Raw genomic sequence first — 22,211 nt, forward strand, 5'->3', positions numbered from 1 at the left:
GTTATCTCACCTGAAAACCTTACTATGCTTTACTTCTACACTTATGAGATAACTGAGATAACCTAAATAAGATTTTATATAGTAAATTACTACTGTTCTTTACTCTTGATTCAGATGTGAAGTTAGGTAGACACTCAAAAATGGAGTGAATTCTGTCATCACTCCAAATTCACTCCAAACTCACTCCAAAGTAGTTAAGCTGTATTGTCTGAAAGTGCCTCTAATTAAAGCTGGCGGTCGGATTTGAACCCACAACCTTCCGATTACAAGTCGGATGCACTACCGTTGTGCTACGCCAGCAAAGCTTGTCAGTTTCTTGACTTTACCAATTATAGCAAAAAAAGTCAAACTAGCGCTACTTTTTTTAGCTAGGTTCACAGTTTTTCTAAATAACTGAGTAGATCAGCCATTTCTTGAGGACTGGGCTGAAATTGGGGCATCGGAGGCGTTTCACCACTAATCACTTGCTGAATGATACCGACTGGTGATTTCCGTTGAGAAAGGTCTTGCAAGCTTGGCCCGACTTGAGCGGTTGCTTTTTGGACATGACAGCCTGCACAATTCATTTGAAAGATCGCATGACCTTTAATCGGATCTCCATCTAGGGATAAAACTTGCTCAACATAGGGATCAGAAACATGAATCATGTTTAACCCGAATAGCCACAGCAGAATGAGCAACATAATCCCTACGGCGAATAGGGACACTCGTCTGAGCAGGACTGGGATTTCAATGTTAGCAAGCTGATTATTCAATGCTTCCTGATATTTCGAGAAATATCTACAAAAAACTTTACGTATTAAATAGCTTAATGCAGTCAGAGCGAGTTATCAATCCCAAATTGGAAATCCATGATCACAAAGGAGTTTAACTCTAGAGATAATTGAGTATTTTTGTCAACTTTGATGAAGATGTGGGGCGGGAGTCAAATTGATCAATTGAAAGATTGCGACTCACCAGTAATATGCGATATTAATTAAGATTACGATCTTCTCATCACATTAAGGAGAGTTAACATGGTAGAACCTTTACTTTCAGGTATTGTACTCGGTCTGGTAACTGTTACCCTAGCTGGATTGTTCTTTGCGGCTTATCAGCAATATCGCCGAGGCAATAAGTTAAACGGGTAAAAGAGCAGTGGGGACAAGGAATACAAAAATCACGCCTTTGTCCCTACTTTGATCACGTTGCTCGTTTTCTCAAACATCTGAGACACAATAAAACGTCAGGGCAGTATTTCCATAAACTTTCTCCCGACAGACTTGTAACCCCAATACGGGTTTAACCGTCCATCGTTTCGGATCATGTTCGACGGCGACTTCACCATCGGGGGTGAGGAGTTGATAGTTGGCGATCGCTTCGATAACGGGTTGATACAAATCACTCCCATAGGGCGGATCGAAGTAAATGCGGTGAAATTGCTGTCCGGCTAAGGTTTTCAGTCGTCCTAATACATCACCCCGAATCACTTCAAAAGTTTGATTGGAAGTGGCTACCTGTTGCCAATTTTGGCGGATAATCTGACAGGCTGGGCTTGATTGTTCGATCGCAATGGCTCGGGATGCCCCACGACACAGGGCTTCAGCCCCCATTGAACCACTCCCCGCACACAAATCTAACCAGTCACAGCCTGTGATGCTGTTTTGCCAGATATTAAATACCGCTTCCCGAACTCTAGCAAGGGTAGGACGAGTTTGTTGTCCGGGTAAGGTTTTTAGAGGGCGATTGCCGTATATTCTCAAACTCATGGCACAACCAACAAATTAATGCTGAGAACTTGCACTGACGGGGGATTTTTGAGCAGATTTACGGTTGACAAACTCTACAAAATTACTCAACATTTGTAGTCCAGCCGTTGAAGATTTTTCGGGGTGAAATTGTACCGCCATGACGTTTTGATGAGCGACTGCGGCGGTTACAGTTTGGCTTCCGTGAGTAATGGTAGCGGCTATAATTTGCGGGTCTGTGGGTGCAACATAATAGGAGTGAACGAAGTACACCCAAGGATTTTCATCGATATTTTTCCACAAAGCAAGATGGGGTTGAGTCAATTGCAGTTGATTCCATCCCATGTGAGGAATTGTCAGTCCTGGTTCAGACTGAAAGCGTCGCACAGTTCCCGAAAAAATGCCAATTCCGTCTTCGGTTCCTTCTTCTGATTTTTCAAACAAAATTTGCAAACCGAGGCAGATTCCGAGGAAGGGAACTCCCGACGCAATTACCTTTTGAATGGGTTCGACGAGATGACGCGATCTCAAGTGTCGCATGGCGGGGTCAAATGATCCAACTCCCGGTAAAACCACTGCATCGGCTTGTTGAATTTCCGCAGGAGAATCCGTAATTTTTGGGATAGCCCCTGCTTTTTCTAAACCTTTACAGGCGGAGTGAAGATTTCCCATGTCATAGTCGATTACTGCGATGACCGCCATTCAACTCGCGCTCCTTATCTTGCGAATACCCCTATTATTGTACGTCTTTTTTGAGGCGGAAAATCTTAAGGGACGATCCAAATTGACCCGCGTTGGAGGCTTTCAAACAGTTGATCGAGATGGGTTTGAGTAGTCGGGGAGAAGGATTGTTCTGAGAGGATAGCAGACTTGAGGAGTTGGTAGTCAAGGGGGGTAATTTGGCGGAAGGTTAGAACCCGCTTGATGATGGCTTCGAGGGAGAGAGTAGAGGTAGATGTTTCAGCTAACATGGCTCAACTGCAATTTCTGGGTTAACAATCTCTATAATCTCGCGATCGCTCGATATGTTCTGTGATAGGTGAGTTGAGTGTTTTGTGAATTTTGTCAGTCTAAGTTGTGATCTAAATCCGTATGTTTACGGAGATGACGAAAAAACAACGGTTTTGCTGACCGTATTTTTACGGATTATCTTGAAATCCTGAAGCGGATCATCAGCTCACCAATAGAGATTTCCCTGGCGATCGCTTTGTTCTAAAATAGTCGGTTGATTGTTAGGGGAGAACAAATTTTCGAGATGATTCCGCCCCATTACGCTAAAAAATCTAAAAGAAGTAGGTCAGGGGATGGGGAAACTCACCACGATCAACACTAAGACACGAAGTTTTTATGGGTTAAGTGGTTTTTCTTCATTCCCAAGACTGTTTTCTTCTTGAAAACTGCGATCAATCTTTCATTAAACCGTTACAATTTATTAGTTAGAATATATTAGTATTGGAGGCAGTCCAACGGTTTATACACGTCCCCTGGCTCGTTTGATTGAACAATTGCAACGCCTTCCTGGAGTTGGCCCTAAAACCGCTCAACGTCTGGCGATGTATATTATTAAACGTTCTGATACAGAAGTTGAAGCGCTCGCCCAAGCTTTGTTAGATGCGAAAAAACAGGTAGGCTTGTGTAAAGTCTGTTTTCATTTATCGGCTGAACCCATTTGTGAGATTTGTCGCAACCCCCAACGAGATAATGAAACGATCTGTGTGGTGAGTGATTCTCGGGATGTGATTGCGATTGAAAAAACCCGAGAATATCGCGGAAAATATCATGTTTTAGGGGGTGTTATTTCGCCGATGGATGGTATTGGGCCAGAACAATTAACGATTGAACCGTTAGTGCGGCGGGTTAGTCAAAACAAAATACAAGAAGTAATTATTGCCATTAGTCCGAGTGTAGAAGGCGAAACCACAACGTTATATGTTGGACAACTTCTTAAACCCTTTACCCGGGTAACACGCATTGCGTTTGGTTTACCAATGGGTGGAGATTTAGAATATGCCGATGAAATTACTCTCGCTCGTGCGTTAGAAGGAAGACGAGAATTTGATTAAATCTTTGATCAAATTATAGCAACATTATTTCTGTAGGGGCGGGTTCCGCTTATATTGCTTCTATGAAAATAGAAATCTATATGAACCCGCCCAAATCTATTCTCAGAAAATGCCTAGAGGCAATTGACAAGAATTGACTAGCTAAAAAGTTCGCTAGAAGAGGTTTCTGATTCGAGATTAAACAACATTTCCAAAGTAGCCATCGCTCGACGTCGGGCTTCAATATCTTGCTGCGCCCGCAGTTGTACCATCGGATCATGAAGAATTTTATTGACAATTCCTCGGGTTAAGGCTTCAATCACTTCTTGATGTTTTTCGGCAAATTCTGAACCTAAACGAGACAACGCTTTTTCTAATTCTTGTTCTCGAATGCCTTCAATTTTTTGTCTTAAACAACTAATAATTGGCACGGTTTCTAAACTCCGCCACCAGACATCAAACGCCTCAACTTCTTCTTCGAGTAAAACTTCAGCTTCTTGAGCCATTTGACGGCGAGTTTCGTGATTTTGAGCGACAACCGCTTTGAGATCATCGACATTAAATGCTCGAATATTCTGCAATTCACTGACATCCGCCGCCACATTACGCGGAACTGAAATATCAACCACCATCAAGGGTTTATCAGGGTCTAAAGCTGCTTCTAATTTAGCGCGATCTAAAATCGGTTCCGTTGCACCTGTACTGGTAAAAACAATATCAGATTCAGAAATTGCCTTCATCATTTCTGACAACGGAAGCAATTGTAAATCAGCCTCTCGAAACTGACTGGCTAATTCTTCCGCCCGTTGTAGAGAACGGTTAACAATAGCAATTTGAGTCGCGCCTTTTGACAGTAAATGCTGCACTAATAAGCGCGACATTTTACCCGCACCGATAATCGCAACCCGATAGCCCCGGAGATCTTCTAATTTCATTTGTACCAGTTCTACGGCTGCCGAACTAATGGAAACTGCACCTGTGCCAATATTCGTTTCGGTACGCACCCGTTTTCCGGCGGTAATCGCTTGTTTAAATAAGCGGTTGAGAATTTGACCAATACCTTGATAACGTTGACCGAGTTTGTGAGTTTGTTTAACTTGCGCCAGAATCTGACCTTCACCTAAAACTAAACTATCCAAACCCGCCGAAACTCGCATCAAGTGCATAATTGCATCTTCATGGAGCAAAGTAAATAAATGAGGACGCAATTGTTGTAAGGGTAACTTGCTTAATTCTGACAAAAACTGAGTCACTTCTCGAATACCCGGTTGAGTTTCCGAAGCCACCACATAAATTTCCATGCGGTTACAAGTGCTAAGAACAGCCACTTCCTCAATATGAGGATAACTCAACAAATGAGCGATCGCACTTTCGATTTGTGGTTCTGGAATACTCAGTTTTTCTCGAACATCAACGGGAGCCGTTTTGTGACTTAAACCTACAACTGCAATATTCATAAAACCGTTGTTTGTTAATTTTTTTTTGTTAGTAACTTGCTTTGAGGGCGGACTGAACATCGTGATCATCAATTCTAGATAGTCCGAGATCAGTCTCAAACTCACCCTGATCGAGAAATGGGGAATTACTGATCAAGTTTTTCAAGTTCAGTTCCCCATTCCTTACTCCTCTACCTTTAGTGTAGCTGTAGAGATTTCGGTTGATCGAACATATGGATTGTATCGACAAACCGAGCAGTCATAGACTGAGAAGAAATAACCAAACTCTGAGTCCGTGCGCCACCGTGGAAGAAGCGAACCCCTTCCATCAGCGTTCCGGGAGTAATTCCACAGGCAGCAAACAACACCGTTTCACCGGAAGCCAACTCTTCAGCATTGTAAACGCGATCAGGGTCGTTAATTCCCATTGATTTTAAGCGTTCTAAATTGCTTTCTTTGCTTTCTCCGATTAAACCTGTTCCGACCACTTCGGGATCATAAATCAGTTGTCCTTGGAAATGACCCCCTAAACAGCGCATCGCTGCCGCAGAAATCACCCCTTCAGGTGCCGCACCAATTCCCATCAACGCATGAATATTAGTTCCTGAGAAGGCACAAGAAATCGCCGCAGAAACATCACCATCACTAATCAGTCGAACTCGCGCCCCAGCAGCACGAATTTCGTTAATTAAATCCTTGTGACGAGGACGATCCATCACCACAACCACCATTTCTTCAACACTGCGGCTCATGCAGTCTGAGAGAATTTTCAGGTTTTCGGTCGCTGATTTGCGAATATCAACATGATTTTTCGCCACAGCCGGGGCTGCTAACTTCTTCATGTAAAAGTCAGGTGCCGCAAATAGACCGCCTTTTTCAGAAATGGCTAAAACCGCCATTGAACCATTTTGACCATAGGCGACTAGGTTTGTGCCTTCACAGGGGTCAACTGCAATATCGATTTCTAGTAGTTGGTTGGGATCGCAAAAGCTAGAAGCATTTTCTTGAGTACAAATGCCAACTTCCTCACCAATATAGAGCATCGGTGCCTCATCCCGTTCCCCTTCCCCGATCACAATGCGGCCTCTCATGTGAATCTGGTTCATGCGCTTCCGCATTGCTTCGACAGCCACTTGGTCGGCAGTATTTTTTTCTCCTTTACCCATCCATCGAGCCGAGGCGATCGCTGCCTGTTCAACGACTTCGATGATCTCTAAACCAATGACATTATCCACGAATTTTATCCTCCCAACATCTGAGCTTGCCGGATTCGATTAGGCACTCCCAGTGTTAAAGTCTATCAGAGGCAGGGATCGGCTTGACATTCTCTAGCCGATGGTTTGTGTTAAGTTTTGCTTCTTTGTTCTTCTTGTCCTCTGTCTCCGCTAAGCTCAAGAGCCGTTTGAATGAACATTCTGATTTTGGTTTAATGTAAAAGATAGCAAAGCTAACTCAACTTCAGCATAATTCGGCAGCACCGAAACCCTATCTCCTGCTGAACTGTTTCTTCCTATGCTCCCTGCTGATGGGCAATGTCAGTACAAAAAAACCATGAGCAATACCGTCAGCACCCCGCTCTAAAGAGACGGGGCATCATGCTTCTCTTTTTAGGTAGCTGACCAGCCTAAGTCCCTTGAGGACTACGTTATCGGTGAGAGTTAACGTTCCTACCCTGAGATGCTTGCCAGTCGAAGGCTCATGAACCACAGCATTAAACAGTCCTACGAGGGGTAAGACAGTGTGTTGTGGAAAGTACCGACCGATAACATTGGCTCGGCAAACATTACCCCAGAAATGGGTGTTGGGGGCAACCATACCCCCATTAATTTTTTTATACAGGCGGTTTTAACCGCTCGTGTCGTTTTTCCTCCCCGGTCAAAAGACACGGGGCTTCCAAACTCCCGGAGGTTTCTCGTGATTGTTATTCAAGATTCCGATTTTGAAACCGAAGTCCTGAGTGCTGAACAGCCTGTTTTAGCTTACTTTTGGGCGACTTGGTGTGGCCCGTGTAGACTGGTGTCGCCTTCTATTGAAGCGATTGCTCAAACCTATGGCGATCGCTTGAAGGTTGTTAAGCTAGAAGTAGAGGTCAATCCCAATGCAGTTAAAACCTGCAAAGTAGAAGGTTTACCCGCTCTGAGGTTCTTTAAAGATCAACAAATGATTGCATCCCACGAGGGAGCTATCACCAAAGAAAATTTACTAAAATGGGTTGAACAAGAACTTGAGAACAGCAAAAATTCCTAATCGCAGAAAGTGTCAAACCAAGACTTTCTGAGTGAGGACGGGTGAACGCAGTTGCTATAGGTTTGAGGAAATCTAGCCTTTAGTTAAACTTTACCCGTTCTGTTTTTTTTCTGAGAACTGATACCGTTTCTCTTGAATAGTGCAACTAAGTCCCACCCCCCCTTTTTGAGAGGGCATCAAGGGGGGGATAGCATCTTTTGAAGGGGCTGGGGGGAGCAATTATAGCAGAGAAAGAGTTGATTAGGACACTGTTTTTCTGTCAAATCCTTTTATGATAAAGGTTTCAATTCTGTCTCCTGTCTCCTGTCTCCTGACTTCTGCTATAGATGCAACTTCATAGAGAATTGGTATGATGCAGAATTCCCGAAGTCGAATTGAATAATTTTTGTACAAATTGTTGAAAATCAATTGAAAATAAACTCCTGACGGCTATGCAGTTTTCCCAGCGTTTACAACTTCTGCAATCTAACGTTTTTGCGGATATGGATCGCGCCAAAGCCAAAGCGTTAGCCACCCAACGAGATTTAATTGATCTCTCTCTGGGTTCCTCTGATCTCCCGGTTGCCGATCGTATTTTAGATCGTATCCGAGACTCTATTTCTGATACTAGCACTCACGGTTATGCCTTATTTCACAGTACCCAAGCCTTCCGAGAAGCTGTAGCCAACTGGTACACCCGCAAATATGGCATTTCTGCTGATCCTGAAACCGAAGTCTTACCGTTAATTGGTTGTCAAGAAGGAACCGCCCATTTACCCTTAGCGATCCTGAACCCTGGAGATTTTGCACTGTTACAAGATCCCGGTTATCCTTCTCATTTTGGCGGTGTTTGTTTGGCTGGGGGTCAAATTTACACCATGCCGATGTTAGCAGAAAATGGCTTTTTACCTATATTTGAAGACATTCCTGAAGCCGTTTTAACTCAAGCCCGAATGATGATTTTGAGTTATCCTCATAATCCCACAACAGCGATCGCCCCGTTGTCGTTTTTTCAGAAAGCCGTTGAGTTTTGTCAGAGACATGATTTAATTCTTGTCCATGATTTTCCCTACGCTGACTTTGTGTTTGGGGAGAATCTCCCGCCTTCTATTTTTCAAGCCGATCGCAAAAAAACGGTATCTATCGAATTTTTTACCTTCTCTAAGTCCTACAATATGGGGGGCTTTCGCATCGCCTACGCCATTGGCAATTCTCAAGTGATCCAAGCGTTACGACAGGTAAAAGCTGTAGTTGATTTTAACCAATATCGGGGGATTCTCAACGGGGCGATTACCGCTTTAGAAGAACCCCAGGAGTTGATCAAACACACTGTTGACACCTTCCGACAGCGACGGGATGTATTTGTTCAAGCCATGCAGGATATCGGCTGGACTATTCCCACACCCCCAGCAACATTATATGTCTGGGCGAAGTTACCTGAACCTTGGAGTCAAGACTCGGTTCACTTCTGTACTCAGCTTGTCGAAAAAACAGGCGTTGCAATTTCTCCCGGTGTGGGGTTTGGGAAATCAGGAGAAGGATATGTTCGCTTCGCCCTGGTTCGTCCCCCTGAGATTTTAACCCAAGCCGTAGAGAGAATCGCTGAGTTTCTCCAAAAATCGGGCTAACTTTTCCCATCTCAGTCTGAGTCTACACTCTAAAAACCCGGTGCGCGACAAAGTTACCGGGTTTTTATTCCCCAATTCAAGCAAGTCATCAGAGTTTTTACGAGACTTTAAAATAATAAATGAGCTATTTTTTCACTTCTCCGTAAATATACTGAGATTTTTTTTTAAGTAAATTTAGTTGATTCTACGGATTTAATTTACCTTTACACAGGCTATAATAAATTCATCGAAGATTTATAGATTTTCCCGTTCAAGTCTGCTTATAATGGGCGTAGACAGAAAAAGCTAATCAAAAGAAAGAAGTAAAACAGATGATTAATCATCTAGGTTTAAAGGCTAGCAAGCTCTTCCTACCATCTCTTATGGGTCATCTCTAAAAAATCACATATTTCTCACAGAATCAGGTGACATGAATCACAAATAAACTAGAAAAATCTAGGTTAAAACAGAATCATCATCACCTCACAAGTTAACCCCGATAACACACTTTTAACACTCAGGAGAAATAATCATGTCTGGATTAATCAATAAATTTTTCGTAGGTGCTTCAGTTGTCGTTGGAATGAGCGCAATCAGCGTAACTCCAGCATTTGCAGGTAATCTCACCAACGTTCAATTTGATGGAACTGACTACAGAACTTATAACTACGAGACAATTACAAACCGTGTAGAAGCTGATGCAATCTCGGCTTTAACTGATGGTGATTCTTTAACGAATGTTGAGCTAGCTGCGAGTGATGAAATGGGAAGATCTCGCGTTGGCTTTAGCGGATTACTCAATGGAGTTGGCGTTAAAGTTGAAAGTGTGACAGCAGCAGACTGGAATATCTTTGGCGGACAGTGGTTGAATGATTTTCAAGCAGCTTACTCCAACCTCTCTAACGCTACAGTTTCAATTCCATTTTTAGGCTCTATTAATGTAGGTGAAGTTGTTGCTGGTGCAATTCAAGGAGGACTTGCTCGTTCTGGAGATGTCAATATCGGCTCATTTGTTCAAGACGATATAACAGGTGAATATCAATTGAACATGGTTGGACATTACAACCTTCTCGATGCGCCTTATGTTAAGAATGCGCTAACTACACAGCAAATAAATACGATTAAGGGCTTCATGGGTGGTAATCCCCTGCAAATTAGTGAAGTCGCTAAAGTGACTATCGGGGGTGAAGTTCACTACGCTTACAGCTTCGGAGCAACTGCAACCGGAATTTTAGCCGCAGACGCCGCACCTGGCGATACTTCCTCTCATACAGGTCTCTACACTTGGAGTCGAGCAGGTCAGCCTCCTGTTGCTGCGGTTCCTGAACCCTCTACAATGTTAGGCTTAATGGCTGTGGGTGGACTGTTCGCTGCTGCAAAACGCAACTCCAAAAAAGCTTAAATTTTACAATTTTTGTTTATAGTCTGAGTCATGGTGGGAGCCTTACAGCTCCCTTTTTTTTATCGGAAATCGGAGTTTTAGCAATCAGCAGAGAACGTGTTTAAAACTTCTTTGTGTTCTTTGTGCCTTTGTGGTTAAATGAGGCTTGCTCCGGGTCAATATACCAGCACTCACTGCTATAACTCCATAAATTCAATCCTTGGCCCTGTTGAATCTTTAACCATTCCCACTCCCGTGAAACCCCAACGTTGTAAAATTGCTTTGAGTTGAGAACCCGAAATCGATTCTACACTAAAACGATCAGCCACATCCCAAGCGTGTTTATTAAGATAACTCAACGCCTCAAAATCTTCAGAAAAAATCAACAAAAAGCCTTGAACAGAATCGGGGTTTGGTCGAGCGGTAACATATTGACCATCGATTTTTGAACGCAGAAGATAATAAATCTGAGAATACATTTAAATTCCTGTTTTCCAACTTTCAAGAAAGGTTCAAATGAGCAGAAAAATCTAACTTTAGAGTTTATTTTCCTATTTTAGATTTTCTAACTTAATGCGCGGATCAACAACTTTCAGCAGCAAATCCGCCAAAAGATTCCCAATAATTAACATCACCGCACCCATCATCAAACTCGCCATCACCAAATACAAATCTTGCTGTCTAACGGCTTGTAAAACCAGTTTACCCAGTCCCGGCCAATTAAAGAAGTTTTCGGTAATAAAAGCACCGCCTAATAAACCCGCAAACTCAAAACCGAGTAGCGTAATTAAAGGATTAATCGCATTTCGCAAAGCATGAACGTAAATCACACGATTTTCGGGAAGTCCTTTTGCGCGTGCAGTTTGAATGTAGTCTTGACGCAATACATCCAATAATTGTCCGCGCATTAATCGTTGTAAACCCGCAAAACTGGTGATACTTAAAGCAATAGTCGGTAAGATCATATGCCATGCTAAATCTGCAATTTTCCCACCTAAAGAAAGATCGGGAAAATCAATGCTTGTCATTCCGCCAATGGGAAATAAAGGAGAAGTATTTTGAGCCAGATAGAGTAATAATAAAGCCGTGATAAACGCGGGGAATCCTTGACCTGTATAACTAACGACTTGCAAAACTCGATCTAGCCTTTTATTTTGATGAACGGCGGCAATAATTCCCAGAGGAATGGCAATCGCCCAAGTCGCGATCAGAGAGGAAATTGCTAGTAATAACGTGGGTGGAACTCGTTCCCATAATAACTCAGAAACGGGTCTACGGTTCTCAAAACTAAAGCCAAAATCTCCTTGAGTCAGAATTTGTTTTAACCAAATCCAATATTGTTGAACCGCAGGTTTATCTAAACCAAACTGTTCTCGGAGTTGTTCAATCGTTTCTTGGGAAATTTGCGGCATATTCTCATATTTATCTAAGAAATTGCCAGGTGCAAGCTGAGTAATGGTAAAACAAAGCGCTGAGGCTAAGAGGAGAGTAATAGCAGCCTGTACAAGTCGCTTGGTAATATAAGCAAAAGTGTCATTGGCAAATAACGATTGAATCGAATCCCAAAAGCGCTTTCTAACTTGAGTAAAAGTTTCACTGGTCATTGCAACTATCAATTCAAAAGTAAAAAGTAGAGACGTTGTAGGCAACGTCTACAGAAAAGTTAGAAGTCTTACCCATTTCCGATTTTGTTGGGACGAGGAAATTCATCAATTTTGAGCAAACATTTTGGGAATGGGTATCCCTCATCCGATGGTGAACTACTCGTATTGTAATAAACTCACAATCGGTACATCGGGCAAATTTTGTCGTCCGGCTAGGGCGATTAACTCAATAATAAAAGCCAAACCCACCACTTCGCAGCCCGCTTTTTCCACTAATTGAACCGTTGCTTGGGCGGTACCGCCTGTGGCAATCAAATCATCAACAATTAATACCCGACTCCCCGGCAACATGGCATCTTGGTGCATTTCCAGGCGATCCTTGCCATACTCTAACTGATATTCAACGGCATAGACAGGGGCAGGCAACTTTTTCGGCTTGCGAACCGGGACAAACCCAATTCCCAACTGATAAGCCAGAGGAACCCCAAATAAAAAGCCCCGAGACTCCATACCGACGATGTAATCTGGAGAGAGGGATGAGGATTTTTCGGTCAATTGGTCAATGGTATACCGTAAACCTTCAGGATGAGACAACAAAGTTGTAATATCCCGGAAGACAATTCCCGGCTGAGGAAAATCTGGAATATCACGAATCAGAGACTTGAGATCCATAAATCGTTAGGATAGGTGTAGTGGTTGATCTTCCCACGGTTTAAACTTGTGGGTATTTTGGCTCGAGTTTTGTAAGCCATACCCCCATTTGGGGGTCACGGGGGCGAACGAGCAGGCGAACAGACGCCTCAAAAATCCTACACTAGAAGATTACAGAGTTTAGCAGTATACATTGCTAAATTGCAGCAAGTCATTTAGCGGTGTATCCCTAGTTGAGAAAATGTCAAAATGCTCATTGAGAGTTGATCGAAACCAATTCGGATCAGAATAGATTATAAAAATTGCGGGTATCCCTAAATGATGTCCTGTTCTTTAAAGCTATATTCTTCTCTAGCCATTGCCCGTCTGTCGTGAATTTCGTTAACCGTAAGTGTAAATGCAAGTAGAAAGTACCACCACTCCCTCAACCCCGATCATTTTGGACAGCTTACCGGATTTTCCGCTCTCCGATAAAGGATGTCCTCGTCGTACCCGTTTGCAAATCGATCTGATGTTGCTGGCAATTGAAGCATTATATCTCGGCGGTTCTGAACATATGTTGGCGTTGATCCCCCAACTCGAACTGCAAGATATTATTAAAAATCGGGTGGTATTGTGGCAACTCCGCAGCACGAACCCTCTACGCCGTAACAGTCAGCGACGCCCATTGAGTCTTTCAGAAGCCAAAGCGTTAGTTGTGATTATCTGTAGTTTGGGGCGGAGATTAACCGTTCGGATTCGTCAGTTATTGATGGACTATGAACAGATGAAAAAGAAGCAAAAGCCGATTGAACAGAACTTACAACTGTCGAATTATCTTGAACGCTTTCGCGCCCACTTTCGCAGCCGTATGAATCCACGCCGAGCGGGTGTGATGGCTTATAGTTCTAATGAGAAGTTAGATGCTCTGGCGATGGACTTGTTGAGAAAATTGCTATTTTGTACTGGCACTGCCGGAATGCAAAGATTTTGGATTAGTTTGTTTGATGGAGAAATAGAATGACAATAGAACGTCAGTACAGTTTGCCCAACTGCAAGCTGATTTTACAAGGCTTAAGTGATGGTAGCAGCAGCCCCAACGACAAACGCCCTCCCATCTCGCTGCTGATGAACGCTGAATGTCATTTTGTGGGTCATCCTCAACCCCTAACGGGCGGACGAGATTTTTTTGAGAGTTTGGTCAAACAAGTTAGTCAATACGCTCAAGGGTTTCTCAGTGGCATCTCCTTACCTGAGTCTACAAATGGTCAGAAGGAGATTGTCCAAATGCAAAGAATTGATGAAAATTTGCATCGGTTAGTGGTTGATTATTCTAACAATACAGAACCATCCACACCGAACGCCTCAACCCAACAAGTTGATTTGAATACGGTACAACTGTTTGACCTTGTAGAAGCTGTTGATCAATTTTTTGCCGATTCGCGGACTTTACCTGATCTATCCTTGCAGTTGCGCCCCCTATCGAGAAGCACTCTCAAAGCTGAAAAACCCCTGACTGAACGGGCCTTACCTGCGGCGATTGGTGTATCTAGTATAGCAGTGGCGGCGATCGCTTTATTCTTTATTCCGGTTCCTGATGTTCGCCGTCCTGAAGAACCTGTTCCTCAATCTCAAAGCCAAACGGAAACCCTAGAAACTCCTACTGCTAGCGGTTCGGCTGATCCGCCTATCTCACCCACTCCCCTTCTTGAAACCCCTGAACCGTCTTTAGAGTCTAGCCTGACTTCTCCCCCGTCTATTAATGATCCCGTTGAAGTCGAACGTCTACAAGCGTTGTTGGTTGAGGAAATCAACCGAGAATGGTTAGCAGAACCCACTTTTACAGAACCGTTAATTTATCGGGTGAGTGTGGCTGCCGATGGTGCAATTGTCGGTTATAAAGCGATTAGTAATGTCAGTTCCACTGAAGAAGATCAAATTCCTTTGTCTCAACTTTTGTATAAACCCGTTGGAACTCGCACTTCTGATGAACCTTTAGCAGATTATCAAGTGACTTTTAATCCTGATGGTATTTTAGATGTGAAACCCTGGAACAAGAACAGCGAAAACTAATTCTAACAATCAACCCCATGAGTTTTTGGGGGGAGACTCATTCCAACTGCGAAAAGTTGTCCCCTTAACCGGATAAACCCTTAATCACACCGAAAAATTCTGAGAACTTGCGGGTTGGACTGGCTTCTCTCTACCCCAGAATTGATCAGTATGGGCGGCAGGGATAGTCCCTACAATGAAACTCAACCCGCCCCTACTCCTTTTCTACCCCAAAACATTGACCGATGACTAAATCATCTCCCCAAGCCAAAAAAATTCCCACCCCGAAGCCTCGAACTCCTGTTTCTGTTGTTGTGCTGTCTATTTTGTTTCGGCTCCTGTTACTCGGAGTTGGAGGCGGTTTTTCCTGGATAATCGGTATGGCGATCGCTCATGTTTATCCGAGTACCCGTTCACAACCCCCCTTAGTCGAAAAGTTATTCTTTCGTTCCTCTGAACCTCAAACCTCCCCAACTCCTCTTTCGACTAATATCTCATCCCCTTCTCCCTCTCCGATTTCACCTCAAGTTCAACTCAATAGCCAACAGCGTCAGCAACTGCAAACTCAACTCCAAGATCTGCAACAGCAACTCAATACGCTTATTGGTCGTACCGCCGCCCTGGAAACGCAACTGGGAATGAGTCGCCCCAGTGAAACCCTCGAAAAACGTCTACAAATTATTGACCGACAATTATCAACTGAGGATCTGAGTCTGAGTAGTTCTCCGCCTCCTGCTGTGACTCCGACGATAACTTCCACTTCCTCCAACCGTTTTCGGGGTTCTCAAGGCTTGGTGGTGACGCTTCCGAGTGATGTGTTATTCGTGACGAACACGAACAGTCTGCGTCCGGGTGCAAGTGTCATTCTAGATACTTTAATTGCGGATCTCGAAAATTATCAAGGGGCAGCCGTGCGGGTAGCCGCTCACACTGATAATACAGGTAATCCTCAAGATAATCTGAGTCTGTCCTTACAACAAGCCGAGGCGATCGTTGCCTATCTCTCAACGGCTGCGGGTTTAAAGTATCATTGGGTCGCGATTGGCTATGGAGAAGGTCAACCAACGGTCGAAAATAATTCTAATACCAATCAACAGCTTAACCGACGGATTGAAGTGGCGATTGAACCCTAAACAGTCACCTGTGCGCGTAGGGGCGGGTTCTACCCTTAATATCTGCTTCTAAGTCCCAATTTATTAAACCTGCCCCTAGAGAATTCCCCATTCCCCATTGCCTCCATGAAAATCATCTTTTTTGGTACGCCTTTATTTGCGGTTCCCAGTTTAGAACGGTTGATTAATCACCCGGAATTTGAAGTGTTAGCCGTTGTTACTCAACCGGATAAACGACGAGGACGGGGCAGCCAGTTAACGCCTTCTCCGGTGAAATTAAAAGCTCTAGAGCATCAAATTCCGGTTTGGCAACCGAAACGGGTTAAAAAACACACAGACACCCTGTTGAGCCTGCAACAAGCCTCTGCTGATGCGTTTGTTGTTGTCGCCTACGGACAGATTTTATCGTTGGAAATTTTGCAGATGCCCCGTTTAGGCTGCATCAATGGTCATGGTTCGATTTTACCCCAGTATCGCGGCGCGGCACCGATTCAATGGTGTCTTTACAACGGTGAGACGGAAACCGGAATTACCACGATGTTGATGGATGTGGGAATGGATACCGGGCCAATGTTGCTGAAACAATCTTTACCGATAGGATTGTTAGATAATGCGGTTGATCTAGCCCAAGGTTTATCGAGTTTAACGGCTGATTTATTAGTCGAAACCCTGATCAAGTTAAACAACCGCGACATTCAACCCATCCCTCAAGATGACACTCAAGCCACCTACGCGCCTCTAATTAAACCCGAAAATTATCAGCTAGACTGGTCAAGGTCTGCACTCGCCCTTCATCACCAAGTTAGGGGATTTTTCCCCAATTGTGGGAGTCTGTTTCGAGAAAAAGATTTAAAAATTAGTGCAACGGTGCCAATAGGTGTAGAACTTCCCCCAGAGTATCAGGAACTGGCTCAACAATGGCCTCGGTTGTCGCAGTTATCGGGAAAGCCTGGAGAAATTGTCCAGATTGTTAAACGGTTCGGGCCAATTGTACAGACGGGTGAGGGATTATTATTATTGCAGGAAGTGAAACTCGCGGGAAAACGGGCGCAGTCGGGTTGGGACTTTGCCAATGGTACTCGTATCGCTTGCGGAGAAATTTTGGGTTAGAATTGAGCTACAAGCAGGGTCGGGTCGCTACTCCCCAAAAATCAGCCTCTTGATTTAAAAAACATCTTTATCTGATCGATCCAGTCTTGAACTGATCACTCAGAACCGTTTTTTAAGTCGATTTCTACGCTCACTTCACCACGTTGTTGAAGTGCAATTTTTCAGTTGAGTTTAACCCCCCATATTTTGCAATTGATCGCGGTGCAATCTTATTGTTATTTTTTTTTTGAACTTCTCTTTCCAATGCTATCTGTTTTAGACTAGGATAGAGCAAAAAGAGTAGCAGTAGAACTTAGCGGAAAGTTGAGATGGTTAGCCAAAGCCCCCAGGTCAATTTTGAAGTCATCTTCCCAGAAAATATTCCTCATGTTCATCTTCCCGTTCGCTTGAGTGTCCTTGAAGCGGTTGCTTTCAAAACCACCTGTCAGGCACTCTTAATCGCCGATCCGCCTCCCCAAAAAGTAGTCCTTGATTTCAATCAAACGACATTTATTGATAGTAGTGGAGTCGGTGCTTTAATTAGCAATCTCAAAACCGCAAGAGAAAAAGAAATTGAGTTGATTCTGAAAAATGTTGGCCCTCAAGTGATGGCAGTTTTTTCGCTCACCTCTCTGGATCAAGTATTAACAATTGAGTTAAAATCTGACTCCGTTGCTTCTACTGAGCTTAAATCAGTCAATAAGTCGATTAATAACAATCAGCTTCCGGTTACTCATCCCTCGGTTCGTTCTTGGGTGAAACGTTTGATTGATATTGTCGGTGCAATTGTGGGATTAGGAATTACGGCAATTTTATCGGTTCCGATTATTATCGCGATTAAACGAGATAGTTCGGGGCCGATTTTCTTTGGTCAAGTTCGTTGTGGTTGGATGGGAAAAAAGTTCCGTATGTGGAAATTTCGGTCAATGACAGCCGATGCAGAACAGCGTAAACATGAGGTTCCTAACGAAGCCACTGGTCATATTTTTAAAAATACAAATGACCCCCGAATTACCAACGTAGGTCGTTTTTTACGACGAACCAGTTTGGATGAACTGCCTCAATTTTGGAATGTTTTAAAAGGAGATATGAGTTTAGTGGGAACTCGTCCTCCGACTCCAGATGAAGTTGAACGATATGAAGTTCCACAATGGCAACGCTTGGATGTCAAACCGGGAATGACGGGAGAATGGCAAGTTAGTGGTCGTTCTCAAGTTAAGGATTTTGAAGATATTATCCGCCTGGATTTACAATATCAAGAAAATTGGAGTTTGATCTATGACTTGCAACTCATTATAAAAACTATAATGGTGTTGTTTAATAAAAATAGTGGTGCAATGTAATCAAATTCATGGGAGATGATACGCTTGTGGTGCGATCGCATCTTCAGGTTCAGACCGATCTGAATGCCCTGAATGAGATTCTACAGTGGTTTGAAAAGCAAACCTCAACTGTTTTGTCTGAGGATCTGTCATATCAATGCAAAATTGCTCTGACAGAAGGCTTTACCAATGTAGTTCGCCATGCTCACCGTACCCTTTTATCCACAACACCGATTGACTTAGAAGTGACGATTTTCCCCCATTACATTGAAATGCGAATTTGGGATCTCGGTCAACCGTTTGACTTAGAACAGACTCTCCAGTATGTTCGTCATTTACACACAGATCCCCTCGCCCATGAGGGAAGTCGCGGACTTCTATTTATGCAGAAACTCACGGATGAGTTATTCTATACTCGCACAGAGGATGAACGCAATTGTTTGTTAATGCGAAAACGAATTTCTAAATCCTTCTAAGGTTAAATCAGGGACATCTACTCTTGGTCATTAATCACGGTAAAAACAACGGTTAGCAAGGAAAAAAAGCGTCGCATCCAATTTACACTCCCTGTTCTTGAGAGTAATGACGACTTTAAACCCTGAAAGTTATCGCAGTGAGCGCTAGTATCTTTACAAGGATAAAGCCTCATTTAACTACCAAGACACAAAGAACACAAGGAAGTTGTAAACAGGATCTCTGCTGATTGCTATATGACAGTTTTCTTAACTCCCAAATCGAGAATTCATTAATCATTTTATGGACGAAAGCCAATCTGAATGGAAACGCCTAGATCGCTTTGTTGAAATGCGTTCAGCTTGGCTAACCGTCATTGGTGAACATTTCCAAGATGATCAAGGAAAAAATTTGGAGTATTGGCGAGTTGAAAAAGCGGATTCTGTCGTGATTTTAACGATGAAATCTGATCAATTTTTGCTTCCCGTTCCCATCTATCGCCCCGGTTTAGATCAGGTTACGCTTGATTTTCCAGGAGGACGAGTTCCTCCTGATAAAACACCGGAAATAATGGTTCCTGATATCTTAAAACGAGAGTTAGGAATTGTTCCTGAAGATATTTTTAAACTCACGGCGTTGAATCGGACAGGTTGGGCAATTAACAGTTCTTTTTCTAATCAAAAACTTTACGGTTTTGCTGTACAAATTCATCCTGATGCTGCGGTAATTTCCGAAAAAATTGGTGCAACTTATCCCATCACTTTCTCTGGAATTAACGCTCTACTCCAAGATTTAACCTGTCTTCAATGTCGGGCGATGGTATTAGAATGGCAAAGGCTTTACAGTGAACAGTTAACAGTGACCAGTGACCAGTTTAGACTGTAAACTGTAAAAACTGGTAACTGTAAACTGTTCACTGCCTGTTCCCTATTTATTATCTAACGGGTAAGGGTTCAGGCTTCAATAATTCCGTTAGCATTTCCGCCGGAGGATCGTTATGAGGCCAAGCAAAGGCATGACGAAATGCTGCTCGTTGACAGGCTTGTAATTGCCGAAAATCAATAATATCCAGCGTCAACAAATTCTCATACTCAAACGGTAAACGCACATTATGCAGTCCGGCGTTATCGGTACAGATTGCAATATCAACTCCCGCCTCAAAACACCGTTCAAATACTACTTTTAGCTGACGGATATCTTCTAGGGTTCCTGTCTTAATATAAGTCGTCGGACAGACTTCTAAACATTGCTTTTGACTGGCTAATTCGCTTAATAATTCTGGATATTTTAACGGAATTTGGATGCCATGACCAATTCGCATTAAATAGGGGAGAAGTTCGGGATAACAACCGTCTGCTGTTTCATAAACATGACCTGTTGTTTTTAACCCTTGTGATCGCGCATATTTGTACAGGCTGACAAACTCATCGAGGCGATCGCGATAATGAGCATCTCCGCCTGCTAAATCCACTGCACAAACATATTGAGGCATTTGCGCCGCTAAGTCAACAATGGCTTTATTCACCTCGTAGGGAAGCCGAGAGTGCATACAGAGAATTTGACTGGTAACGATGGGATATTCGTTTAACTGGCTGGCTTTCCCGACAATTTCCACCACTTGCGCCATTGCTTCTATCCGTTCCGACTGACTGAGGTGTTCGGGTGTCCGCAAATAAGGTGTATAACGTAATTCTAAATAAGCCAAATTTTCAAAGGTGTACGCCCCTCGCATTAACCGATAAATAAAATAGGGTAATGTCTCAGCCGTTTGGACGTGTTCTACCATTGTATGCAGTTCTAAATACTCATCGAGAGTATTACGAGGCTTGGTATAAAATTCCTCAAACTCTGGGTATTGGGGGAAGCGTTGGGCTAAATCGTCGTTATGGCGTCGGAAATACCGCCAGAGAACTCGGGGAACAACTGAACCACCTAGATGGCGATGTAATTCTGCGTGTAACGTCATAAGAATTTTAACTCAATTGAATCAAAGAACAGCATTGGGTCTCGGGTTATCGAGACAGAGAAGATATTGAATCGCCCTATCAGAATTTCTTGATATGCTTCTAATCTTAACAAAACTTAATGGTTTCAGCTTGACAAGAAATTATTTGACAGAAATAATACAGGGTGAGAAAATCAAGATTTGTGTAAACTAGAAGCTTGGCGTAGAATTCCCTTGGCTAACGTAATTGTGGTCGGTGCCCAGTGGGGTGACGAAGGAAAAGGTAAAATAACCGATCTGCTGAGTCGTTCGGCAGATGTTGTGGTTCGCTACCAAGGCGGTGTGAATGCAGGTCATACCGTTGTTGTCAATGGTCAAACCTTTAAACTGCATTTGATTCCGTCGGGGATTTTGTATCCCGACACGGAATGTATCATTGCAGGCGGGACGGTGATTGACCCGAAGGTACTGATCCAAGAACTTGATCAAGTCGAAAGCCTCAATGTTTCTACAAGCAAGCTAAAAATTTCTCAAACGGCTCATGTTACGATGCCGTATCATCGACTGTTTGACCAGGCTTCAGAAGAACAACGGGGAAACCGTAAAATCGGAACAACGGGCCGGGGTATTGGGCCGACCTACGCAGATAAATCAGAACGGACGGGTATTCGGATGATCGATCTGATGAATCCCGAAGGATTGCGAAGTCAACTCGAATGGACGATTAGCTGCAAAAATGTCGTCTTAGAAAAATTGTACAACTTACCGCCCCTTAATCCTGAAGCAGTTATTGAAGAATATTTAGGCTATGCCGAACGCCTACGTCCTCATGTGGTAGATTCTTCTTTGCGGTTGTATGAAGCCATTCGCCGTCGGGAAAATATCCTGTTTGAAGGGGCGCAGGGAACCCTTCTAGACCTCGATCATGGCACCTATCCCTATGTAACCTCTTCTAACCCGATAGCCGGCGGTGCTTGTGTGGGCGCAGGTGTGGGGCCAACGGTGATTGATCGGGTGATTGGGGTGGCGAAAGCTTATACAACTCGTGTGGGCGAGGGGCCATTCCCGACGGAAATGGTGGATGGAGTGGGAGAGATATTATGCGATCGCGGGGCTGAGTTTGGGACAACAACCGGAAGAAAGCGGCGCTGCGGTTGGTTTGATGCGGTGATCGGACGGTATGCGGTACGAGTGAATGGGTTAGACTGTTTGGCGATTACCAAGTTAGATATCTTGGATGAATTAGACGAAATTCAAGTTTGTGTCGCCTATGATATTGACGGGGAACGTTGCGAAAATCTTCCCAGTGATCCGCGTCAATTTGCCCAATGTAAACCGATTTATGAAACGTTACCCGGTTGGAAAAAATCAACTGAAAACTGTCGAGATTTAGAAGATTTACCCAAAGCAGCGTTAGATTATTTGAAGTTTCTCGCGGAAATTATGGAAGCGCCGATCGCGATCGTTTCTCTGGGTGCGAGTCGCGATCAAACGATTATTATTGAAGACCCCATTCACGGGCCAAAACGGGGTTTATTAGATTCTAATGGTCAACCCGTTTAGTTTAATTGTCGGGTGGGTCAGA

Annotated in this window: 23 protein-coding genes and 1 tRNA gene; 13 read left to right on the forward strand and 11 right to left on the reverse strand. The window is 43.5% G+C overall.

Annotated elements, in window-relative coordinates; genetic code table 11:
* Nucleotides 1–228 precede the first annotated feature (228 nt).
* A tRNA-Thr gene (locus VB836_RS28475) sits at nucleotides 229–300 on the reverse strand.
* Between the two features lie 74 nt (nucleotides 301–374).
* Nucleotides 375–683, reverse strand: a complete 309-nt coding sequence (locus VB836_RS28480) for a cytochrome c (protein WP_323224668.1) — start codon at nucleotides 681–683, stop codon at nucleotides 375–377.
* A gap of 333 nt (nucleotides 684–1,016) precedes the next feature.
* On the opposite strand from VB836_RS28480, the gene petG reads away from it, so the two are divergent.
* Entirely contained in the window at nucleotides 1,017–1,130 is a 114-nt protein-coding gene (gene petG, locus VB836_RS28485; protein WP_323224670.1) for a cytochrome b6-f complex subunit V, read from the forward strand.
* Between the two features lie 69 nt (nucleotides 1,131–1,199).
* Here petG and rsmD read toward each other — a convergent pair whose 3' ends face one another.
* The 3 genes from rsmD to VB836_RS28500 all read right to left on the reverse strand — a co-directional run bounded on the left by rsmD (nucleotide 1,200) and on the right by VB836_RS28500 (nucleotide 2,698).
* Complete coding sequence (rsmD, locus tag VB836_RS28490; protein ID WP_323224672.1) at nucleotides 1,200–1,748, reverse strand: 16S rRNA (guanine(966)-N(2))-methyltransferase RsmD; 549 nt, start codon at nucleotides 1,746–1,748, stop codon at nucleotides 1,200–1,202.
* A gap of 15 nt (nucleotides 1,749–1,763) precedes the next feature.
* Nucleotides 1,764–2,429 carry an imidazole glycerol phosphate synthase subunit HisH gene (gene hisH, locus VB836_RS28495; protein ID WP_323224674.1) on the reverse strand — a complete coding sequence of 222 codons (666 nt, stop codon included), beginning with the start codon at nucleotides 2,427–2,429 and terminating at the stop codon, nucleotides 1,764–1,766.
* 65 nt (nucleotides 2,430–2,494) lie between these two features.
* A complete protein-coding gene (locus VB836_RS28500) occupies nucleotides 2,495–2,698 on the reverse strand; it encodes a hypothetical protein (protein WP_323224676.1) in 204 nt (67 codons plus the stop codon).
* A 480-nt stretch (nucleotides 2,699–3,178) separates the two neighbouring features.
* Between VB836_RS28500 and recR the strand changes: the two genes are divergently transcribed.
* The gene (gene recR, locus VB836_RS28505; RefSeq protein ID WP_323224741.1) at nucleotides 3,179–3,790 is read left to right on the forward strand and encodes a recombination mediator RecR; all 612 of its coding nucleotides are present in this window, start codon (nucleotides 3,179–3,181) and stop codon (nucleotides 3,788–3,790) included.
* Between the two features lie 137 nt (nucleotides 3,791–3,927).
* On the opposite strand, the gene VB836_RS28510 is transcribed toward recR, so the two are convergent.
* Together VB836_RS28510 and glpX are read right to left on the reverse strand one after the other, a co-directional pair.
* Entirely contained in the window at nucleotides 3,928–5,226 is a 1,299-nt protein-coding gene (locus tag VB836_RS28510) for a glutamyl-tRNA reductase (protein ID WP_323224678.1), read from the reverse strand.
* A gap of 176 nt (nucleotides 5,227–5,402) precedes the next feature.
* Nucleotides 5,403–6,440 carry a class II fructose-bisphosphatase gene (gene glpX, locus VB836_RS28515; protein ID WP_323224680.1) on the reverse strand — a complete coding sequence of 346 codons (1,038 nt, stop codon included), beginning with the start codon at nucleotides 6,438–6,440 and terminating at the stop codon, nucleotides 5,403–5,405.
* A 679-nt stretch (nucleotides 6,441–7,119) separates the two neighbouring features.
* Between glpX and VB836_RS28520 the strand changes: the two genes are divergently transcribed.
* The 3 genes from VB836_RS28520 to VB836_RS28530 all read left to right on the forward strand — a co-directional run bounded on the left by VB836_RS28520 (nucleotide 7,120) and on the right by VB836_RS28530 (nucleotide 10,440).
* A complete protein-coding gene (locus tag VB836_RS28520) occupies nucleotides 7,120–7,452 on the forward strand; it encodes a thioredoxin family protein (protein ID WP_046280311.1) in 333 nt (110 codons plus the stop codon).
* A 431-nt stretch (nucleotides 7,453–7,883) separates the two neighbouring features.
* Complete coding sequence (locus VB836_RS28525) at nucleotides 7,884–9,059, forward strand: LL-diaminopimelate aminotransferase (RefSeq protein WP_323224683.1); 1,176 nt, start codon at nucleotides 7,884–7,886, stop codon at nucleotides 9,057–9,059.
* A 511-nt stretch (nucleotides 9,060–9,570) separates the two neighbouring features.
* Nucleotides 9,571–10,440 (forward strand): NF038130 family PEP-CTERM protein, encoded by an 870-nt coding sequence (locus tag VB836_RS28530; protein WP_323224685.1) that lies wholly within the window; start codon nucleotides 9,571–9,573, stop codon nucleotides 10,438–10,440.
* Between the two features lie 176 nt (nucleotides 10,441–10,616).
* Here VB836_RS28530 and VB836_RS28535 read toward each other — a convergent pair whose 3' ends face one another.
* The 3 genes from VB836_RS28535 to VB836_RS28545 all read right to left on the reverse strand — a co-directional run bounded on the left by VB836_RS28535 (nucleotide 10,617) and on the right by VB836_RS28545 (nucleotide 12,695).
* Nucleotides 10,617–10,898: a hypothetical protein gene (locus VB836_RS28535; protein WP_046280301.1), complete on the reverse strand. Its 282-nt coding sequence runs from the start codon at nucleotides 10,896–10,898 to the stop codon at nucleotides 10,617–10,619.
* 72 nt (nucleotides 10,899–10,970) lie between these two features.
* Nucleotides 10,971–12,023 carry an ABC transporter permease gene (locus tag VB836_RS28540; protein ID WP_323224688.1) on the reverse strand — a complete coding sequence of 351 codons (1,053 nt, stop codon included), beginning with the start codon at nucleotides 12,021–12,023 and terminating at the stop codon, nucleotides 10,971–10,973.
* A 156-nt stretch (nucleotides 12,024–12,179) separates the two neighbouring features.
* Nucleotides 12,180–12,695 (reverse strand): adenine phosphoribosyltransferase, encoded by a 516-nt coding sequence (locus VB836_RS28545; protein ID WP_046280303.1) that lies wholly within the window; start codon nucleotides 12,693–12,695, stop codon nucleotides 12,180–12,182.
* Nucleotides 12,696–13,071: 376 nt separating this feature from the next.
* Between VB836_RS28545 and VB836_RS28550 the strand changes: the two genes are divergently transcribed.
* The 7 genes from VB836_RS28550 (at nucleotide 13,072) to VB836_RS28580 (ending at nucleotide 19,566) form a co-directional block, all read left to right on the forward strand.
* Nucleotides 13,072–13,677: a DUF3038 domain-containing protein gene (locus VB836_RS28550; RefSeq protein WP_323224690.1), complete on the forward strand. Its 606-nt coding sequence runs from the start codon at nucleotides 13,072–13,074 to the stop codon at nucleotides 13,675–13,677.
* Complete coding sequence (locus VB836_RS28555; RefSeq protein ID WP_323224692.1) at nucleotides 13,674–14,726, forward strand: DUF4335 domain-containing protein; 1,053 nt, start codon at nucleotides 13,674–13,676, stop codon at nucleotides 14,724–14,726. The genes VB836_RS28550 and VB836_RS28555 overlap by 4 nt, the downstream gene beginning before the upstream one ends.
* A gap of 224 nt (nucleotides 14,727–14,950) precedes the next feature.
* A complete protein-coding gene (locus VB836_RS28560) occupies nucleotides 14,951–15,838 on the forward strand; it encodes an OmpA family protein (protein WP_323224694.1) in 888 nt (295 codons plus the stop codon).
* A gap of 105 nt (nucleotides 15,839–15,943) precedes the next feature.
* Complete coding sequence (fmt, locus tag VB836_RS28565; RefSeq protein ID WP_323224696.1) at nucleotides 15,944–16,927, forward strand: methionyl-tRNA formyltransferase; 984 nt, start codon at nucleotides 15,944–15,946, stop codon at nucleotides 16,925–16,927.
* Nucleotides 16,928–17,235: 308 nt separating this feature from the next.
* Complete coding sequence (locus tag VB836_RS28570) at nucleotides 17,236–18,249, forward strand: sugar transferase (protein ID WP_323224698.1); 1,014 nt, start codon at nucleotides 17,236–17,238, stop codon at nucleotides 18,247–18,249.
* 8 nt (nucleotides 18,250–18,257) lie between these two features.
* Nucleotides 18,258–18,704, forward strand: a complete 447-nt coding sequence (locus VB836_RS28575) for an ATP-binding protein (protein WP_046280309.1) — start codon at nucleotides 18,258–18,260, stop codon at nucleotides 18,702–18,704.
* 280 nt (nucleotides 18,705–18,984) lie between these two features.
* Nucleotides 18,985–19,566 carry an NUDIX hydrolase gene (locus VB836_RS28580; RefSeq protein WP_323224700.1) on the forward strand — a complete coding sequence of 194 codons (582 nt, stop codon included), beginning with the start codon at nucleotides 18,985–18,987 and terminating at the stop codon, nucleotides 19,564–19,566.
* Between the two features lie 49 nt (nucleotides 19,567–19,615).
* Here VB836_RS28580 and VB836_RS28585 read toward each other — a convergent pair whose 3' ends face one another.
* A complete protein-coding gene (locus VB836_RS28585) occupies nucleotides 19,616–20,647 on the reverse strand; it encodes an adenosine deaminase (RefSeq protein WP_323224702.1) in 1,032 nt (343 codons plus the stop codon).
* 213 nt (nucleotides 20,648–20,860) lie between these two features.
* Here VB836_RS28585 and VB836_RS28590 point away from each other — a divergent pair, with 213 nt between their 5' ends.
* Nucleotides 20,861–22,189, forward strand: a complete 1,329-nt coding sequence (locus VB836_RS28590; RefSeq protein WP_323224743.1) for an adenylosuccinate synthase — start codon at nucleotides 20,861–20,863, stop codon at nucleotides 22,187–22,189.
* The last annotated feature ends 22 nt before the right edge of the window (nucleotides 22,190–22,211 follow it).

This window comes from Limnoraphis robusta BA-68 BA1 (genome assembly GCF_034932365.1).
Lineage (GTDB): Bacteria > Cyanobacteriota > Cyanobacteriia > Cyanobacteriales > Microcoleaceae > Capilliphycus > Capilliphycus robustus.